At 73.3% G+C, this 16,972-nt stretch carries 14 protein-coding genes; 9 read left to right on the top strand and 5 right to left on the bottom strand.

Annotated features, from left to right (window positions below; all coding sequences use genetic code 11):
• Positions 1-99 precede the first annotated feature (99 nt).
• Complete coding sequence (locus tag AB0E91_RS03120) at positions 100-744, top strand: LysE family translocator (protein WP_361774269.1); 645 nt, start codon at positions 100-102, stop codon at positions 742-744.
• 22 nt (positions 745-766) lie between these two features.
• On the opposite strand, the gene AB0E91_RS03115 is transcribed toward AB0E91_RS03120, so the two are convergent.
• The 4 genes from AB0E91_RS03115 to AB0E91_RS03100 form a co-directional block, all read right to left on the bottom strand.
• Positions 767-1,207: an SRPBCC family protein gene (locus tag AB0E91_RS03115; protein WP_361774266.1), complete on the bottom strand. Its 441-nt coding sequence runs from the start codon at positions 1,205-1,207 to the stop codon at positions 767-769.
• A gap of 304 nt (positions 1,208-1,511) precedes the next feature.
• Complete coding sequence (locus tag AB0E91_RS03110; RefSeq protein ID WP_161178444.1) at positions 1,512-2,303, bottom strand: serine protease; 792 nt, start codon at positions 2,301-2,303, stop codon at positions 1,512-1,514.
• A 236-nt stretch (positions 2,304-2,539) separates the two neighbouring features.
• Positions 2,540-5,371 (bottom strand): AAA family ATPase, encoded by a 2,832-nt coding sequence (locus tag AB0E91_RS03105; protein ID WP_361774262.1) that lies wholly within the window; start codon positions 5,369-5,371, stop codon positions 2,540-2,542.
• A gap of 196 nt (positions 5,372-5,567) precedes the next feature.
• Entirely contained in the window at positions 5,568-6,428 is an 861-nt protein-coding gene (locus tag AB0E91_RS03100) for a helix-turn-helix transcriptional regulator (protein WP_361774259.1), read from the bottom strand.
• A gap of 165 nt (positions 6,429-6,593) precedes the next feature.
• Here AB0E91_RS03100 and AB0E91_RS03095 point away from each other — a divergent pair, with 165 nt between their 5' ends.
• From AB0E91_RS03095 to AB0E91_RS03080, 4 genes are all read left to right on the top strand, one after another.
• Positions 6,594-8,267 carry an AMP-binding protein gene (locus AB0E91_RS03095; RefSeq protein WP_361774256.1) on the top strand — a complete coding sequence of 558 codons (1,674 nt, stop codon included), beginning with the start codon at positions 6,594-6,596 and terminating at the stop codon, positions 8,265-8,267.
• Positions 8,264-9,886: an AMP-binding protein gene (locus AB0E91_RS03090; RefSeq protein WP_361774253.1), complete on the top strand. Its 1,623-nt coding sequence runs from the start codon at positions 8,264-8,266 to the stop codon at positions 9,884-9,886. The genes AB0E91_RS03095 and AB0E91_RS03090 overlap by 4 nt, the downstream gene beginning before the upstream one ends.
• Before the next feature lie 257 nt (positions 9,887-10,143).
• Complete coding sequence (locus tag AB0E91_RS03085; protein WP_361774250.1) at positions 10,144-11,883, top strand: ankyrin repeat domain-containing protein; 1,740 nt, start codon at positions 10,144-10,146, stop codon at positions 11,881-11,883.
• Positions 11,884-11,915: 32 nt separating this feature from the next.
• Positions 11,916-12,581 (top strand): hypothetical protein, encoded by a 666-nt coding sequence (locus AB0E91_RS03080; protein WP_361774247.1) that lies wholly within the window; start codon positions 11,916-11,918, stop codon positions 12,579-12,581.
• 91 nt (positions 12,582-12,672) lie between these two features.
• On the opposite strand, the gene AB0E91_RS03075 is transcribed toward AB0E91_RS03080, so the two are convergent.
• Entirely contained in the window at positions 12,673-12,903 is a 231-nt protein-coding gene (locus tag AB0E91_RS03075) for a hypothetical protein (protein ID WP_018547086.1), read from the bottom strand.
• A 209-nt stretch (positions 12,904-13,112) separates the two neighbouring features.
• Between AB0E91_RS03075 and AB0E91_RS03070 the strand changes: the two genes are divergently transcribed.
• The 4 genes from AB0E91_RS03070 (at position 13,113) to uraD (ending at position 16,972) form a co-directional block, all read left to right on the top strand.
• Positions 13,113-15,524 (top strand): GH92 family glycosyl hydrolase, encoded by a 2,412-nt coding sequence (locus AB0E91_RS03070; RefSeq protein ID WP_361774244.1) that lies wholly within the window; start codon positions 13,113-13,115, stop codon positions 15,522-15,524.
• Between the two features lie 154 nt (positions 15,525-15,678).
• A complete protein-coding gene (locus AB0E91_RS03065; protein ID WP_361774241.1) occupies positions 15,679-15,936 on the top strand; it encodes a hypothetical protein in 258 nt (85 codons plus the stop codon).
• Positions 15,933-16,301 (top strand): helix-turn-helix domain-containing protein, encoded by a 369-nt coding sequence (locus tag AB0E91_RS03060; protein WP_361774238.1) that lies wholly within the window; start codon positions 15,933-15,935, stop codon positions 16,299-16,301. The genes AB0E91_RS03065 and AB0E91_RS03060 overlap by 4 nt, the downstream gene beginning before the upstream one ends.
• 158 nt (positions 16,302-16,459) lie before the next feature.
• Positions 16,460-16,972 carry a 2-oxo-4-hydroxy-4-carboxy-5-ureidoimidazoline decarboxylase gene (uraD, locus tag AB0E91_RS03055; protein WP_361774235.1) on the top strand — a complete coding sequence of 171 codons (513 nt, stop codon included), beginning with the start codon at positions 16,460-16,462 and terminating at the stop codon, positions 16,970-16,972.

Genomic DNA, 16,972 nt, shown 5'->3' with positions numbered 1-16,972 from the left:
GTACCGGGCCGACGCCCTGTGCGACCCCCGGTCCGGCCTCGCGCCGACCCCCGGAAAAGCGCTTGCCGCCCCTCCCCGCCGCCGTGCTTGCATGAGCGCATGGTCTCCACCGACCGGCTGCTGGCGTTCGCGGCCCTCTCCCTCGTTCTCATCGTGGTGCCGGGCCCGAGCGTGCTGTTCGTGGTCGGCCGGGCCCTCGCGCACGGTCGCAGGGCCGCGCTGACCACCGTCGCGGGCAACACCCTCGGCGCCTATGTGCTCGTCGCCGCCGTCGCCCTCGGCGTCGGCTCGGTGGTGGAGCGCTCGCTGCTCGCCTTCACGGTGCTCAAACTCGCGGGCGCCGCCTACCTCGTGTACCTCGGGGTCATGGCCTGGCGGCGGCGCGGCTCGCTGCGGGACGCGGTCACCGCCGCCGGACCGGGGCCGGAGCACGGCGCGCTGCGCACACTGGGGGAGGGGTTCGCGGTGGGCGTGGCCAACCCCAAGACGATCGTGTTCTTCGCCGCCGTACTGCCCCAGTTCGCCGACCCCGGCCAGGGGCACGTCCCGGCCCAGATGCTGCTGCTCGGGCTGGTGTTCAACGTCATCGCCCTGGCCTCGGACAGCGCCTGGGGGCTGGTCGCCTCCGCCGCCCGGGACTGGTTCGCCCGCTCGCCCCGGCGGCTCTCGGCCGTCGGCGGCGCGGGCGGCCTCGCGATGATCGGCCTGGGTGTGACGGTGGCCGTCACCGGCCGCAAGGACTGAACCGGGCCCGGTCCGGGCGGGTTCACTCCCGCCGCAGCAGCCCGTTCACCGCGCGCCCGAACATCGACTGGGCCGCGCTGGTCGTCACCCCGTCGAAGGACCGGGGCAGGAAACTCACCCGCAGCTCCTCGCGCCACACCACCCGGGTCCGCCCGCCCGGCCCCGGCCGCACCTCGATCTCGGCCCAGCCCAGCACCACACGGCCGCGCTTCTCCAGCCGGCACAGCCCGGGTTCGTCGTCCACCGGGGGCCGCCAGACGGTGACTTCCATCGGGTCGTCGAAGGTCAGCGGACCGACACCCGTACGGGCGACGAAGCGGGTGCCCACCCCGGTCGGCGGGGGCGTGGCCACCGTGACCCGGGTCAGCGGCACCACGTCGGCGTGGCGGGGCCAGTCGGTGAGCCGGCGCCACGCCTCCGCGAGGGGAAGGGGGACCGTGCGTTCGAGCGTGAAGAGAGGCACGCCACGATCGTAGGGAATGACCGGCGCCCACCGGCCCGTTCGCTCCCGCGCTCACCTGCCCGGAGCAGCGTCCGGACGGCCGACGGCGCCCCGGCGCGTCCGCCGGGTGGTCCCGCGGCGCCGGTCACCACCTTCGGTGGGCCGTACACGCGCCTGGGTCCGGCGGGCGCTCCGGGGCGCCCTCTCCGGGTCATCCCCTGGTGGATGCCCCGTAGTGGACAGGGGGACGCTGCGGGCCGCTCGTGGTCGCTCGCAGCGTCCCCCTGGTTTCTCACCCGGGGCAACCCCCGGGAAGTCTCCTGGGTTACGAGTTGACCTGAGCGGTCACCAGGTTCGAGAAGGTGGTCAGCCGGGTGTAGACACCCGGGTAACCGGCCTCCGCGCACCCCTCGCCCCAGGAAGTGATCCCTGCCAGGACGCCCCCGATGATCAGGGGACCGCCGCTGTCGCCCTGGCAGGTGTCCACGCCACCGGAGGTGAGTCCGGCGCACACCATGTCGGACTGCACGTAGTCCGAGCCGTAGGAGGAACGGCAGCTGGAGTCGGACACGACCGGAACGGTCGCGGTCCGCAGCTGGTTGGAGGAGCTGCCGTTCTCCCGGGTGGTACCCCAGCCGAGAATCCGCGCCGTGGTACCGGCCGCGTAGACACTGGTCTGGGAGGAGGAGACGTACGACACCGGGGAGTACGGCATCGACGTCGACAGGGTCAGCACGGCCACGTCGTCGCCGTTGGTGGCGTCGGTGTAGTCCGGGTTGATCCAGATCTTGCTGACGCGGCTCACCGTGCCGTCCGTGCCGTTCAGATAGGTCCGGCCGCCGACCACGCGCACGCTGCTCGTCGACTCGCCGACCATGCAGTGCGCGGCCGTCACGACCTTCTTGGCGGCGACCAGGGTGCCGCCGCAGAACTGACTGCCCGACGCGTCCGTGATCTGCATGACGTACGGGTACGCCGACGCGGTGGTGGTCGTGCCGCCCACGATGGGCTGGGGCGCGGCGCTCGCCGCGGGGGAGGCGATCAGCGCGGTGGCCGCCGCGGCGGCGGTGGCCACCAGGGTCGCGGCGGTCTTTCTGGCACGAGTGAGCCCGAACATGAGTCTCCTCAGTGGGGGTTGCCGGTGGGGGTCGCGCGGGTGTGGGGGTGTGGCACGGGGCTGGGGCACCCCCTGCTCCAGCGGAGCCGAGAGCGGGAGGGACCGACCCCGTGTGCCCGGGCGAGCGGCACGCCCTTTACGCTAGGACCCGGAACTCCCGCCTCCCAATGAGGGAACCCCCTAGGGGGACAGGGGAGGGAAAACCCTCGGTCCGGCTCAGTTAACCGGGCGTGCCCTCACTTCGCGCGGCGACCTGCGGCCAATCGGACGATGTCCACCCGGGACCTGATGCCCAGCTTTCGGTAGACCCTGGTGAGCGTCGCCTCCACCGTCTTCACACTCACGAACAGCCGTGCGGCGATCTCCCGGTTGGTCGCGCCCTCCATGACCAGCGCGGCCACCTGACGCTCCATCGAAGCCAGTCCGGCGAGCGCGTCCAGCGCCTCCGGCGCGGCGGGCGCGGGCTCCGGCTCCGGCGCGGTGCGCGCCTCCTCCACCTGGCGCAGCCAGGGCAGCGCCCGGCAGCGCCGGAACAACCGGGTCGCCTCGTCGTACGCCGCCTGCGGCCGTCTGCGCCCGGCCTCCGGGCGCCGGGCGCGCAGCCGGGCCAGCGCGAACGCGGCCCGCGCCTCCTCCAGGCCGTAGCCGAGCTTGGCCAGCCGGTCCTGAGCCGACGTCAGCCGGGCCACCGCCCCCTCGTGGTCCCCGCGTGCCGCCCTGACCTGGGCCTCCGCCCGGTCCAGGACCGCGAGGACGCTCTCCCGGCCGAGCCTGAGGGCGTGTTCGCGGCTCGCGTCGATGACGTCCTGCGCCTCGTCGGGTTCACCGGTGCGGACCAGTGCCTCCGCGAGGTCGCCCTGCCAGCGGCCGCGCGCCGGGTCGGTGATGCCGAGGTCCCGCTCCAGCGCGCGCACCCGGCGCAGCGAGCGCACGGTGCCCGCCGGGTCGCCCGCGACCAACTGGGCGTATCCGAGCGCGCCCAGGGCCCGGGAGAGGTACATCTGGTCGCCGTCCCGCTCGGCCTGCTCCACCGCCTCCCGGGCGAGCGCCACCGCCCGCTCCACGTCACCGCCGGACGCCTCGGCCAGGGAGGCGAGCATCGCCGTGGCGGTCTCGCCGATCCCGGAGTCGCGGGCCAGCCGCAGCGCGTCCCGCGCCACTTCGAGGGCGCGTCCGCAGTGCCCGGCACGCAGCTCGGTCTCGGCCAGGCCGCGCAGGAAGTGCACCTCGCTCTCCACCGAGCCGCGCCGGCGCACCTCGCGCAGCAGCGCCGTCACCGTCGTACGGGCCTCGGCGAGGCGGTCGCCCATGACCAGCCAGCGGAACCGGGTGCTGCCCGCGCCGTTGTGATGGCAGGCCACCTCCGGGTCCTGGGGCTCGGTCAGGGCGTGCTTGATGGTGCGCGGTGCCTCCGGATGACCCATCAGGGTCTCGATCTGCGCCTGGAAGGCCAGCGCCAGCAGCTCGGTGCGCCGGTCGGCGCCGCGCGCGGCCAGCTCGGCGGCGTGCGCGGCGGCGGTCCTGGCATCGGTGAAGTCGCCCTCCACGATCAGCGCCCGCCAGGCCAGCTGATAGTGGACCAGGGCCAGCAGCCGGGGGTCGTCGCCCGCGTCGGCCAGCGCCTGCGGGAAGACCGCCTCGACCTCGGCCATGGTGTGCCCGGCGGTGTCGATCACCACGATCCAGGCCCGCACCCGGTGCGCGGGCACGGTCGCCCGGGTCAGCACCTCGCGCGCGATGTCCCGCGCCAGGTCGACCTCGCCCGCCGTGATCGCGTCCTCGGCCGCCTGCAGCCGCCGCTCGTCCGGGCCCGGAGCGCTGTCCGCCGGGGTGCGCCGGGCGGCGAGGAGTCCGAGCTGCGCGGCGACGGACGGCGCGCCCCGGTCGCGCGCGAGCGCGGCCGCCTCCGCGAGCCGGGCGGCCACCTCGGGGTCGGCGCCCGTGGTGGCGAGGGCCAGATGGCGGGCCCGCTCGATCGGGTCCGAGGCGGCCGTGGACAGCGCCGCGTGCGCGGCCCGCCGCTCGGGCGCCGGGGCCTCGGCGTACAGCGCGGCGGAGATCAGCGGATGCGCGAACCGTACGGCCGGGGCCTCCGGCTCGGTGGCGAGCAGCCCGAGTTCGGCCGCCTGGGCGCACTCGGCCTCGGCGTTCTCCCGGCCCGCCGCGTGCAGCAACGCCGTGGTGGGCCGGGCGCCCGCGCTCGCCACGAGCAGGGTGCGGCGCGCCTCCACCGAGAGCATGTCCAGCCGGCTGAGCACCAGCGCGCGCAGCGAGGTCGGCACCGGCAGCGGCTCGCCGGGGCGCGGCGGGGTCGGGCTGTCGGCGAGGGCGCGGCCGAGCTCCAGGGCGAACAGCGGATTGCCGCCGCTGGTGCGGTGGATCTCGCGCACGGTGGAGCGGGGCAGCGCGCCGTGACCCCGGTGGTCGAGCAGCCGGGCCACCTGGACGCGGCCCAGCGGACCGAGCCGGAGCGCGGCGGTGCCCGGCGGACAGGCGCGCAGATGGCGGTCGTACTCCTGGGAGTCCGAGCCCTCCGTACGCACCGCGCACAGCATCTGCACCGGGGTGCCCTCCAGCCTGCGGGCGGCGAAGCCGAGCAGTTCCGCGCTGGCCGGGTCGAGCCACTGGAGGTCGTCGGCGACCACCAGGACCGGGCCCTGGGCGGCGAGCGCGCGCAGCGCGGAGAGCACCGCGAGCCGCAGGGCGAGACCGTCGCGCTGGAGGCTGGACTCGCCCCGCCCGGTGAGCGCCGACTCCAGGGCGGTCAGCTGGGCCGCGGGCAGCCGGGGCGCGATCTCGTCGAGCACCAGTCCGAAGAGGTCGGCGAGGGCGAGGAAGGGCAGATGCGATTCGGACTCCGTCGCCGAGCAGCGCAACACGGTGCGCGCGTGCGCCCCGTATTCCTCGGCCAATGCCCGCAGCACGGTCGACTTTCCTATTCCGGCGGGGCCGTGCAGCAGCACACTGCCCCCGGAGCCGAGATGGTCCTTCGCGGCCGCGAACAGGTCCTCGTGGCCGATGACCAGGTCGGGGCGGCATCGAGCAGGCTCCTGGAAGTCCCGTCGCACGGTCGCCGCTCCCCTCGTGTCGTGTCCTGGCCAAATTCTAGGCAACAGAGCCCCGAATTCGGCCGGAAGTGGAGGTGAGGGAAATTACAACCGGTCCGCCGACCCGGAAATTCAATCGGGTCCGGGTAACTCCCTCGGGCCGCTCACCCAGGGGTCTTCCCCCAAGGGAGAGCCCCTAAGACACCACCAAGAGCCCCTAAGGCAACACCCCCGCCCGCCGGGCCGCCGTCACCGCCTCGCCCCTCGTGTGCGCGCCGAGTTTCCGCATGGCCGAACGCAGATAACCCTTCACCGTCTCCGGGCTCAGCCCCAGCCGCGCGGCCACGGCCGCGTTCGTCGCACCCGTGGCGACCCAGGCCAGTACGTCCAGCTCGCGGGGCGCGAGCAGGGGACCGGCCGCCGGACCGGGCCCGGCGCCGTTGCCGGGACCGGGAGCGGACAGCAGGTCACAGGCCGCGAGGAGTTCCGCGCGCAGTCCCGGATCGGCCATGCGGGGCGCCAGCGCGCGCAGCGCCGCGTGGGCCTCGCGCACCTGCTCCCACACCGGCCCCGCCTCCGGACGTACGGCGGCCGGCAGCCCCCGCGCCTCCTCCCTCGGGGCGGACGCCGTCTCCCGCACCGCCAGCGCCCGCTCGACCTCCCGCGCCGCCGCCACCGCCCCGCCGAGCACCCGGTCGCCCAGCGGCTGGGCGGTGCGCAGCGCGCCGTAGAGCACCCCGCGCACCCGGCGCCGCACCACCACCGGCACCGCGAGCACCGAGCGCAGGCCCTCGGCGGCCACCGGGGCGTCGTACTCGTGGCTGATGCGGCGCGAGACGGAGTAGTCGGTCACGGCGCACACCCGGCCGAGCGCGACCGCCTTGCCGCCGAGCCCGGTCCCGGAGGTCACCGCCAGCGAGCGCAGCGCGGCGGTCTCCGTGCCGCTCAGCTCGCTGATCCGGATGCGCGAGCCGCCCGGCTCCACCAGCCCGCCGAACGCGACGGGCAGGCCCGTGGTGTGCCGCAGCCGGTTCAGCGCAGCCCGGATCTCCGCCGTCGCCACCGCCTCTGCCGCCACTTCGTCGCCCCTTCGGCCCGGCCTTCCGTGTCCACGCACCCCCGTTCGGGGCTATCGGGACCCGCATCACGGATTAGACGATGACAACGAGCCGCCCGGCAATGGCCCGGGACGCGGGAGTTCCGCCCGATTCGGCGGGCGACCGCAGCCGCGAGGAGGACACGGATGACGACGCCGACGGAGCTGTTCCGCAGCGCCCGCGATTTCCTGCTGGAGAACCGGGAGGACTACCAGGCCGCCTACGAGGGCTTCCGCTGGCCCCGGCCCGAGCACTTCAACTGGGCCCTGGACTGGTTCGACGTGATCGCGGAGGGCAACGACCGCACCGCGCTGCACATCGTCGAGGAGGACGGCACCGAGACCCGGCTCGCTTTCGCGGACCTGGCCGCCCGCTCGTCCCGGGTCGCGAACCACCTGCGCGAGCGCGGCGTGGCCGCGGGCGACCGCGTCCTCGTCATGCTCGGCAACCAGGCCGAGCTGTGGGAGACCATGCTCGCCGCGATGAAGCTGCGCGCGGTGGTCATCCCGGCCACCCCGCTGCTCGGCCCCGCCGACCTGCGCGACCGGGTCGGCCGCGGCGAGGTCAAGCATGTGGTCGTACGGGCCGAGGACACCGCCAAGTTCGCGGAGGTGCCCGGGACTTACACCCGCATCTCGGTCGGCGGTCTGCCCGCGGAGGGCTGGGAGCCGTACGAGGACGCGTACACGGCCTCGCCCGAGTTCGTGCCGGACGGACCGACCCTCGCCGACGACCCGCTGATGCTGTACTTCACCTCGGGCACCACCGCCCAGCCCAAGCTGGTCGAGCACACCCACACCTCGTACCCGGTCGGCCACCTCGCCACCATGTACTGGATCGGCCTCAAGCCCGGCGACGTCCACCTCAACATCTCCTCGCCCGGCTGGGCCAAGCACGCCTGGTCCAACCTGTTCGCGCCGTGGAACGCGGAGGCGACCGTCTTCGTCGTCAACTACAGCCGCTTCGACGCCACTCGGCTGATGACCGAGATGGACCGGGCCGGAGTCACCACCTTCTGCGCGCCGCCCACCGTGTGGCGGATGCTCATCCAGGCCGACCTGACCCAGCTCGCCACGAAGCCCCGGGAGGCGGTGGCCGCCGGGGAACCGCTCAACCCCGAGGTCATCGACCAGGTACGGCGGGCGTGGGGCGTCACCGTCCGGGACGGCTTCGGACAGACCGAGACAGCCGTCCAGATCGCCAACAGCCCCGGCCAGGAACTGCGTTCGGGCTCCATGGGCCGTCCGGGACCCGGCTACCGCATCGAACTCCTCGACCCGGTGACCGGCGCCCCCGGCGCCGCCGAGGGCGAGATCGCGCTCGACCTGTCCGAGCGCCCGGTGGGCCTGATGACCGGCTACCACGGCGACCCGGAGCGCACGGAGGAGGCGATGGCCGGCGGCTACTACCGTACGGGGGACATCGGATCGCGGGACGCGGACGGCTACCTCACGTATGTGGGCCGCGCGGACGACGTGTTCAAGGCGTCCGACTACAAGATCAGCCCCTTCGAGCTGGAGAGCGCCCTCCTGGAGCACGAGGCGGTCGCCGAGGCGGCCGTGGTGCCCGCGCCGGACGAACTCCGGCTCGCCGTACCGAAGGCATACATCGTGCTCGCCGAGGGCTGGGAGCCCGGACCCGGCACCGCGAAGGCCCTCTTCGAGCACTCCCGCGAGGTGCTCGCGCCCTACAAGCGGCTGCGCAGGCTGGAGTTCGGCGCGCTGCCCAAGACCATCTCCGGCAAGATCCGCCGCATCGAACTGCGCGAGGCCACGGCCGAGGGCTCGGAGAACGAGTACCGCGAGGAGGACTTCCGGTGACCGCTGCCCTGTCGTACACGCACGGCACGGGCGACACCGCCCTGCTCGGCGACACCATCGGCGCGAACCTCCGCCGTACGGCCGCCACTTGGCCGGACCAGGAAGCGCTGGTCGACGTGCCCTCCGGGCGGCGCTGGACCTACGCCGAATTCACCGCCGACATCGACCGGTTGGCGTGCGCGCTGCTCGCGAGCGGGGTGGCCAAGGGTGACCGCGTCGGCGTCTGGGCGGTGAACTGCCCCGAGTGGATGCTCGTGCAGTACGCCACCGCCCGCATCGGCGCCGTGATGGTCAACATCAACCCGGCCTACCGCACCCACGAGGTCGAGTACGTCCTCAACCAGGCGGGCATCTCCCTGCTGTTCGCCACCCCGGCCCACAAGACCAGCGACTACCGGGCCATGGTGGAGGAAGTGCGCGGCAGGTGCCCGGAGTTGCGGGAGGCGGTGTATTTCGGGGAGCCGGGCTGGGAGGAGTTCACGGCGCGGGGCGAGCGGCTGGGCGCCGCCGAACTGGACGCCCGTGACGCCGAGTTGTCCTGCGACGACCCGATCAACATCCAGTACACCTCGGGGACGACCGGCTTCCCGAAGGGAGCCACTCTCTCCCACCACAACATCCTCAACAACGGTTATTTCGTGGGGGAGTCGATCTCCTACACGGAGCAGGACCGGGTCTGTGTGCCCGTGCCCTTCTACCACTGCTTCGGCATGGTGATGGGAAACCTGGCGGCCACCTCGCACGGCGCCTGCGTCGTCATCCCCGCCCCGTCCTTCGAGCCGAAGGCCACCCTGGAGGCGGTCCAGCGGGAGCGCTGCACGTCGCTGTACGGCGTACCCACCATGTTCATCGCGGAGTTGAACCTCCCGGACTTCGCGGAGTACGACCTCTCCACCCTGCGCACCGGCATCATGGCGGGCTCCCCCTGTCCGGTCGAGGTGATGAAGCGGGTCGTCGCCGAGATGCACATGGCCGAGGTCTCCATCTGCTACGGCATGACCGAGACCTCGCCGGTCTCCCTCCAGACCCGCGTGGACGACGACCTGGAGCACCGCTGCGGCACCGTCGGCCGCGTCCTGCCCCACCTGGAGGTGAAGGTCGTCGACCCGGCCACCGGTGTCACCCAACCTCGGGGAACGGCAGGCGAGTTGTGCACGCGTGGCTACAGCGTGATGCTCGGCTACTGGGACGAGCCCGAGCGCACCGCCGAGGCGATCGACGCGGGGCGCTGGATGCACACCGGGGACCTCGCGGTCATGCGCGAGGACGGGTACGTCGAGATCGTCGGCCGCATCAAGGACATGATCATCCGGGGCGGCGAGAACATCTACCCGCGCGAGATCGAGGAGTTCCTCTACGGCCACCCCAAGATCCGCGACGTCCAGGTGGTCGGCGTACCCCACGAGCGCTACGGCGAGGAGGTCCTCGCCTGCGTCGTCCCGCACGACCCGGCAGACCCGCTCACTCTGGAGGAACTGCACGCGTACTGCCGGGACCGGCTAGCCCACTACAAGATCCCGAGCCGTCTCCAGATCCTGGAGGCGTTTCCGATGACCGTCTCGGGCAAGGTGCGGAAGGTGGAGCTGCGGGAGACGTACGGGGAGCTGCGCGGGGACTGAGCGGGGTCGTACGGAGCGGTGTCGCTCCGGCATCCCGTGGGGCGCGGCCACCCCCGTGGCCCGACCGGCCGGGCCGCGCCCCACGAGTCCCCCGTGCGGGACCTCGCCGCCCCCGTCCCGGCGGGCCCCGCGTGGTCGTAATCTGCCCGGCGCGGAGGGCGGTTGAAGCATTCCCGGGCGGGTTCAGAGGTTGATTTGAGGTTGGGTGGTCCGTCGTCGCGCCGGGCGTTGTCAGTGGCGTGTGTCACGCTCCGCGCATGGGATTCTTCGACGAGCTGGTCCTGCCGGAAGAGCCGGTCGAGGCGGGTGACGTGCTGGCCCGGCTGCGTCCGGCGGCGGACGAGGGGCTGTACACCCCGCCCGTGGACCGGTACGCGCCGGTGCGCGTCCCCGGGCTCGAACAGGCCGGCGCCGGACCCGAGACCCGGGTGCTGCTGACCGGCTGGTCCGTGTGGCCGGAGTCGGTCACCCTGCATCTCGCGGTGTTCCGCCGGACCCGCCGGGACGGTGGCGGGGTGTCACGGCAGTCCGGTCTCCGCGTGGGGCTGCTCCTGTCCGACGGGCGCCGGGTGACCTCCCTGGACGGCACCACGACGCGCCGGATCACCTACACCGGTCCGCACGGCGAGACGCGAGTGGCCCAGACGGATCAGGCGATCGGCCTGATACCGCTGGACCCGGGACTCCGCCCCTCCCTCTTCAAGACCGGCGTGGATCTCTATCTGCCGGAGCTGCCGCCGCCCGGGCAGGCCGAGCTGGTGGTCGAGTGGCCCGACGAGGCGATACCGGAGACACGCGTCGCCGTGGACACGGACGCGTTGCGCGCGGCTGCGGCGGGGGTGGTGGAGGTGTGGCCGGACCTGGTGGAACCGGAGACCGCCGACCGGCCCGCCCTGATGTGGACGGCGACGGGCGGCCCCGCGACCTTCCTGGCCCCGCCCCTGACCCGCGACCAGATCGAGCAGCTGCGCCGCGAGGAGGAGGCCCGGCAGCGCTATGTTCCCCGCGCTGACTGGGAGGGGCTGCGGTACGACGACTGGGCGGACGCGGCGCTGATCCGCGCCCGGCTCGACGGCGGGGCCCCGCTCACCGCCGCCACCGGGCGGACCGGCACGACTCCGCTGCACCTGGCGGCCGAGTGGGGTTCGGCGGAGGCCGTTGAGGTGCTTTTGGCGCGGCTGGGGGCGGACGCGGACGTGGACGTGCGGGACGAGGACGGTCATACACCGCTGTGGCACGCCGTGTGCGGCATGGACGAGGACCGCATCCGGCTGCTGCTCGCCGCCGGAGCGGACCCCTGGACACCCCAGTCCGGCCCCTGGTCCCCGGGCCGGCTGCTGCTGACGACGCCCCTCGCCCCGCTCGTCCGGGACCTCCCCGGCGCGGTGGAACTCTCCGAGCCGGAGAGCGCCGCCCAGCGTGCGGCGGACGCGCTGATCGCGGCCTTCGGCACGGAACCGCTGTGGACCGAGGGCCTCGGCGTCTGCTTCGTCCGCGATCTGACCGAGGACGAGGTGATCCGCCGCCTCGGCGCCGACCCCGCCGACTGTCCCGCGGAGGACCTGGACGAGGAGCTCGACGGACTGGACTGGGAGGAGTCCCTGCGGTTCGTCGGCGTCCGGCACGTGGACGGCACCCCGGGCGGCTGCGTCATCACCCAGGACGGCTACCTGCCCAGCGACAACACCCTGCTTCGCGCCGTCTCGACCAACACCACCGCCTACGGCCTCTACTTCAACCCCAAGGGCGGCACGTTCGGCGCCCTGGCCCGCGACGGCGAGGTCGTCGACAGTGAGGAGCTGGGCCACTGGCCCCACGACGCGGACCCCGCCCACTGGCCCTTCCGCTTCTGGCAACGCGGCCGGACGTTCCCCTGGGGCGCCAACCATCTGGCCTACGCCTGCGCGGCGGCGGGCCTGACCATCACGGACGGCCGGAGCGCGACGGAGCGGACCGCGCCGGGGCGGTGGGTGCGGCTGGGGTTGCCGGAGGAGTGAGACCGCAAGAGTGAGGGACGGAGAATACGGTCATGGCTTCCCCTTCCCCCGCGTCGCGGCTGGTGGCTGCGGCCGCCAGGACCCGGCTCCGCCCGCTCGGTCTCCAACAGCGTGGTCGGTCCCGCGTTTGGCTGGACGATCACGGCTGGTGGCTGGGGATTGTCGAGTTCCCTTCGCCCACGTGGAGCCAGGGCAGCGGACTGCACGTCGGAGCCATGTGGCTGTGGCAGGACGTTGATCACTTCGTGTTCAACGTCAGCGAGCGGCTGAGTGGTGCCGAGCACTATCGGAGTGACCAGCAGTTCGCGCCGGAGGCGGAAGAGCTCGCACTCCGCGCGGAGATCTCCGTGCAGACGCTCCGGACTCGCTTCCCCGGCCTCCCCTCGGTGGCGGCCGACCTGGCTGCCCAGCCGGTCGGACGAGGATGGTTCTGGGAGCCATGGAACGCAGGCGTTGCCGCAGCGCTCGTCGGCGACGTCCCACTCGCCCGGCAGCGGTTCGCCACGGTCCTCGCCGAGGAGCCCATCGCCCCCTGGATGGACGCCGCGCAGCAGACCACGCGAGAGCTGGTGGCCATGGTGGAGGACAGGGACGCCGTCAGGGCGTGGGCGCTGAGCAGGGTCGCCTCGTGCCGGCAACGGCTGCGCCTGAGCCCGGAGCCGATCGCGGAGGACTTCGGCGCGGCCGCGAGTGTGTGACGGGTCGGGGCCGGGTGGCATGGCACCACTGAACCGCTCCGGCCAGCGGCCCGGGACAGCACTCCGCTCCAGGCCGCCCGCCAGGGCCCCGCTACGGCTCCGGCTCCGACAGCCCCGGCCACTCGTCCGGCCCACCCCCCTGCCAGTCGATCAGGTCGCTCTCCTCGACCTCGATGCGGTCCAGGTCGGCCATGCGGAGGATCTCGATCACGTCGTCGAGGTGGGAGGCGAGGCCGAGGGTGACGTCGCCCTCGGTGACCCGGCGGGAGCCGTCGAGTGCGGGGGCGTGGACGACGATGTGGGGGTGGTGCGGTGCGGCCATGGGTCCAGCCTCCTGCCGACGGCGGGGCCGCGCACGTCGAGCACCTCATCCGGTGCACTTCCCGCCGCGACGGCCGCCGCGAGAGTGCGACGGCCACCGCAAGAGTTCGCCCAGGCTTCATCGTCCGCAGCCCCCGCACCCTTCCCTCGCACCGGTCGCCCCTCTAGCCTCACGACGCCCACTGTCCCTTCCGGAAAGGCGACTTGACGATGCGTCACCTGTTAGCGCGCGCGGCGAGACGGCTCGGTACGCGCACAGCTGTCGCGGCGGTCACCACCGCCCTCGCCGCGGCGGCCCCCTTCCCGGCCGTGGCGGCGACCGGCCAGGAACCGCTGTCACGGCTCGTGGACCCGCTCCTCGGCTCCGCCAACGGCGGCAACACCTTTCCCGGTGCCACCCTGCCCCAGGGCATGATCGCCTGGTCGCCGACCAGTACCGCCGGGGACCAGACCAACACCGCGGCGGCGAACGGGTACGCGTACAACACCACCCGGATACGCGGCCTGAGCCTCACCCACGTCAACGGCGCCGGATGCCACCCCGGCGCGGCAGGCGACGTACCGATCATGCCGTTCGTCGGGGACGTGACCTCCTCGCCGAGCGCCGACACCCGGGACGCGGTCTACGCGGCCAACTTCTCCCACGCGGACGAGAAGGCCGTACCGGGCCGCTACACCCTCGGCCTCGCCTCCGGCGCCTCCGCCGACCTGGCCGTGAGCGAGCGCGCCGGGGTCGCGGACTTCAGTTTCCCGGCGGACCGCCCGGCCAGCCTGCTGTTCCGCGTGTCCAACTCCCTCAACGGCAGCGAGGACGCGCACGTCGACATCGACGCCGCCCACCGCAAGGTGACCGGCTGGGTGCTCACCGGCGCGTTCTGCGGCCGTCGCGCCAACGGCGGTACCAACAACCGCAAGAGCTACTACCGCCTCCACTTCAGCGCCACCTTCGACCGCGACTTCGCCACCACCGGCACCTGGCACGACGGCACGCTCTCGCCGGGCGCCACCTCGGCGGACGGCGGCGAAGGGTACGCCACCGGCAACGACCGGGCAGGACGCGGCTCCGGCGGCTGGGTCGGCTTCGACACCAGCACTGACAACGATGTCCACATGCGGATCGGCATCTCCTACGTCAGCCTCGCGGGCGCCGAGGCCAACCTCCGCCACGAGATCGCCCCGCACGCGAGCGTGTCCGACGTGGCCGCCGCCGGGGCACGCGCCTGGGACCGCGAGCTGAGCACCGTGCGGGTGCAGGGCGGCAGTACGGCCCGCCGCACGACGTTCTACACCGCGCTCTACCACTCCCTGATGCAGCCCAACCTGATCAGCGACACCGACGGCCGCTACTGGGGCATGGACCAGGCCGTGCACCGGCTCGCGCGTGGACAGCGGGCGCAGTACGGCAACTTCTCCGGCTGGGACCAGTACCGCGCCCAGATCCAGCTGCTCGCCCTGCTACGGCCCGCCGTGGCAGGCGACTTCGCGCAGTCGCTGTACAACTTCGCCCGACAGAACGGGGGAGTGTGGGACCGCTGGGTCCACATCAGCGGCGCGACCCACGTGATGACCGGCGACCCCTCCGCCGCGACCCTGGCGACCTTCTACGCCATGGGAGTTCGGAACTTCGACTACAACGGCGCCTACGCCTCCCTCGTCCACCAGGCCACCGTGCCCACCCCCGCCGACCTCTCGGACGCGGGCTGCCCCGGCCAGTGCGAGGGCCAACGCCCCAACCTGGCCCAGTACTTGACCTCGCACTACGCCGCCCAGGACGTGTGCCACTGCTGGGGCGGCGCCGCCGAGACCCTGGAGGACGCGGTCGCGGACTTCGGACTCGCCCAGTGGGCGACGCTGCTCGGCCGCACCGAGGACGCCAAGTCCTTCACGGAGCGCGCCGGTTACTGGCGCAACGTCTTCAACCCGGACACCGGCTACATCCAGGCCCGCCGCCTCGACGGCTCCTGGGTCACGCCGTTCAGTCCGGGCAGCGACCTCGGGTTCGCGCAGGGCACCAGCGCCACCTACACATGGATGGTCCCGCAGGACGTCCAGGGTCTGGCCGAGGCGATGGGCGGCCGCGACCGGGCCGAGGCCCGGCTCGACGGCTTCTTCCACAAGCCGGACGGCTCCTGGTCCGTACGCGGCGGCGACGCGCTGCGCTACGACCCCACCAACGAGCCCGGAATCCACGCCCCTTGGCTCTACAACGCCCTCGGCGCCCCCTGGAAGACCCAGGCCACCGTCCGCCAGATCCTCGACACCGTGTACACCACGGGCCCCGGCGGCCTCCCCGGCAATGACGACCTCGGCACCATGTCCGCCTGGTACGTCTTCTCCGCCCTCGGCATCTACCCCGAGACCCCGGGCCGCGCCACCCTCCTCCTCGGTGCCCCCCTCTTCCCGAAGGCGACCGTCACCCGCCCGCACCACCGCGACCTCGTCATCACCGCCCCCGAGGCCGACGACACCCACCTCTACATCGACGCCGTACGCCGCAACGGCCACCCGCTCACCCGCTCCTGGCTAGACCCGGAGGTCCTCCGCTCCGGTGGCAGGCTGGACTTCCGCCTGGCCACGGCGCCCACCACCTGGGCGACCGACGAGAGCGAGCTGCCGAAATGACGTACCGGCCCTGCGGACCGCACTCCGCAGGGCCGGACGGTCCACAGCGACAGCCACTGACCTCCGCCCCGCACCCTCCGTTAAGGTCGTCCCCGAACGGCAGGGGCACGCCGGCCGGGCCGCACTGCGCGATCCACCACGTCAGGGGGCACCCGTGCGACTGAGAGCGGAGTTCACCACCGAACCCTTCGACCTGGACGAGGCCCCCGCGCACGCCGTGGTGGCCCGCGAGGTCATCGAGGGCGCCGGGCTCGACGCCGTGGACGTGGGGCCGTTCGGCAACACGGTCGAGGGCAGCGCCGACGGGGTGCTCGCCGCCCTGGAGGAGGTGCTGCGCCGCACCCTCGGCGCGGGCGCCACCCGGATCTCCCTCCAGGTCAATGTGATCGGCGCCGAGGAGGAGGGCAGATGACCGGCAGCCCGGACGAGCCCTTCATCGCGGCCGTGAAACCGCTGGTCGACGCCATGGGCGGACGGCTCCTCCCACCGGACGAGGCGGGCCCCGACGACGTGGTCCTCGCCTGGGCGGGTGCCGACGTCGTCGCCGTACGGCTGCCCCAGCTCGCCGACTCCCTGGACCACATCCTCGCCGCCATGGAGCGCGCGCAGGGCCGCCCGCTGGCCGACCTGGACCGCAAGGCCAAGCAGGAGGTCGTACGGACACTGGAGGCGCGCGGTGCCTTCGCCGTACGGCACGGCGTGGAGACCGTGGCCGGGGCGCTCGGCGTCAGCCGCTTCACCATCTACAACTACCTCAACCGGGAGAAGGGCCGCTGAGGGCCTCGGGCAGAGCGGCTCGGGCAGCGGGACTCGGGCGGCCTTCCGAGCCCTGTTAACCCGGAATTTTCAACAAAGTGTTGACGTGCCGTCGCCGTCAGGCGTTAGCTGACCGCACCTCGTCCGGTACGACGGCCCCCGCGGCCACGGAGGCGCCCGTGACTTCGCCAGCGACACCCCCGGGCCTGGCCCGGTTCAACGCCCTGGAGGAACGCGCGGCCCTCGCCGCCCTCCACGAGGTCTGCGCCGCCACCGCCTGGGGCCGCCGTCTGGTCGCCGCCCGGCCGTACGCCACCCCGGACGACCTGTACGCCGCCGCCGACACCGCCCTCGCCGAGCTGGACGAGACCGGCCTCACGGAGGCCGTCGCGGGCCACCCGCCCATTGGCCGCCCCAAGCCCGGCGACCCCGCCTCCGCCCGGGAACAGCGCGGCATGGCGGGCGCCTCCGACGACCTGCGCGCGGAGATGCTGGACCTGAACCTCGCCTACCAGGAACGGTTCGGCCACGTCTTCCTCATCTGCGCCACCGGACTGACCGCCGAGCGGATGCGCGACGCGCTGAAGGAGCGGATCGGCAACACGCCGGAGCGCGAGAGGGAGATCGCCCGCGCCGAACTGGGCAGGATCAACCGCATTCGGCTGACCCACCTCGTCGCCAAGGACGCGTGA

The organism is Streptomyces sp. NPDC026659 (genome assembly GCF_040638245.1).
GTDB lineage: Bacteria > Actinomycetota > Actinomycetes > Streptomycetales > Streptomycetaceae > Streptomyces.
The sequence above is the reverse complement of the archived record's forward strand: the minus strand, read 5'-3'. Positions and strand labels throughout refer to the sequence as shown.

What these genes read in the sequence shown, in the direction of transcription:
- AB0E91_RS03120 (WP_361774269.1), top strand. Translation starts at nt 100, where the DNA reads ATGGTCTCCACCGACCGGCTGCTGGCGTTCGCGGCCCTCTCCCTCGTT.
- AB0E91_RS03110 (WP_161178444.1), bottom strand. Translation starts at nt 2,303, where the DNA reads ATGTTCGGGCTCACTCGTGCCAGAAAGACCGCCGCGACCCTGGTGGCC.
- AB0E91_RS03095 (WP_361774256.1), top strand. Translation starts at nt 6,594, where the DNA reads ATGACGACGCCGACGGAGCTGTTCCGCAGCGCCCGCGATTTCCTGCTG.
- AB0E91_RS03060 (WP_361774238.1), top strand. Translation starts at nt 15,933, where the DNA reads ATGACCGGCAGCCCGGACGAGCCCTTCATCGCGGCCGTGAAACCGCTG.
- AB0E91_RS03070 (WP_361774244.1), top strand. Translation starts at nt 13,113, where the DNA reads ATGCGTCACCTGTTAGCGCGCGCGGCGAGACGGCTCGGTACGCGCACA.
- AB0E91_RS03085 (WP_361774250.1), top strand. Translation starts at nt 10,144, where the DNA reads ATGGGATTCTTCGACGAGCTGGTCCTGCCGGAAGAGCCGGTCGAGGCG.
- AB0E91_RS03080 (WP_361774247.1), top strand. Translation starts at nt 11,916, where the DNA reads ATGGCTTCCCCTTCCCCCGCGTCGCGGCTGGTGGCTGCGGCCGCCAGG.
- AB0E91_RS03075 (WP_018547086.1), bottom strand. Translation starts at nt 12,903, where the DNA reads ATGGCCGCACCGCACCACCCCCACATCGTCGTCCACGCCCCCGCACTC.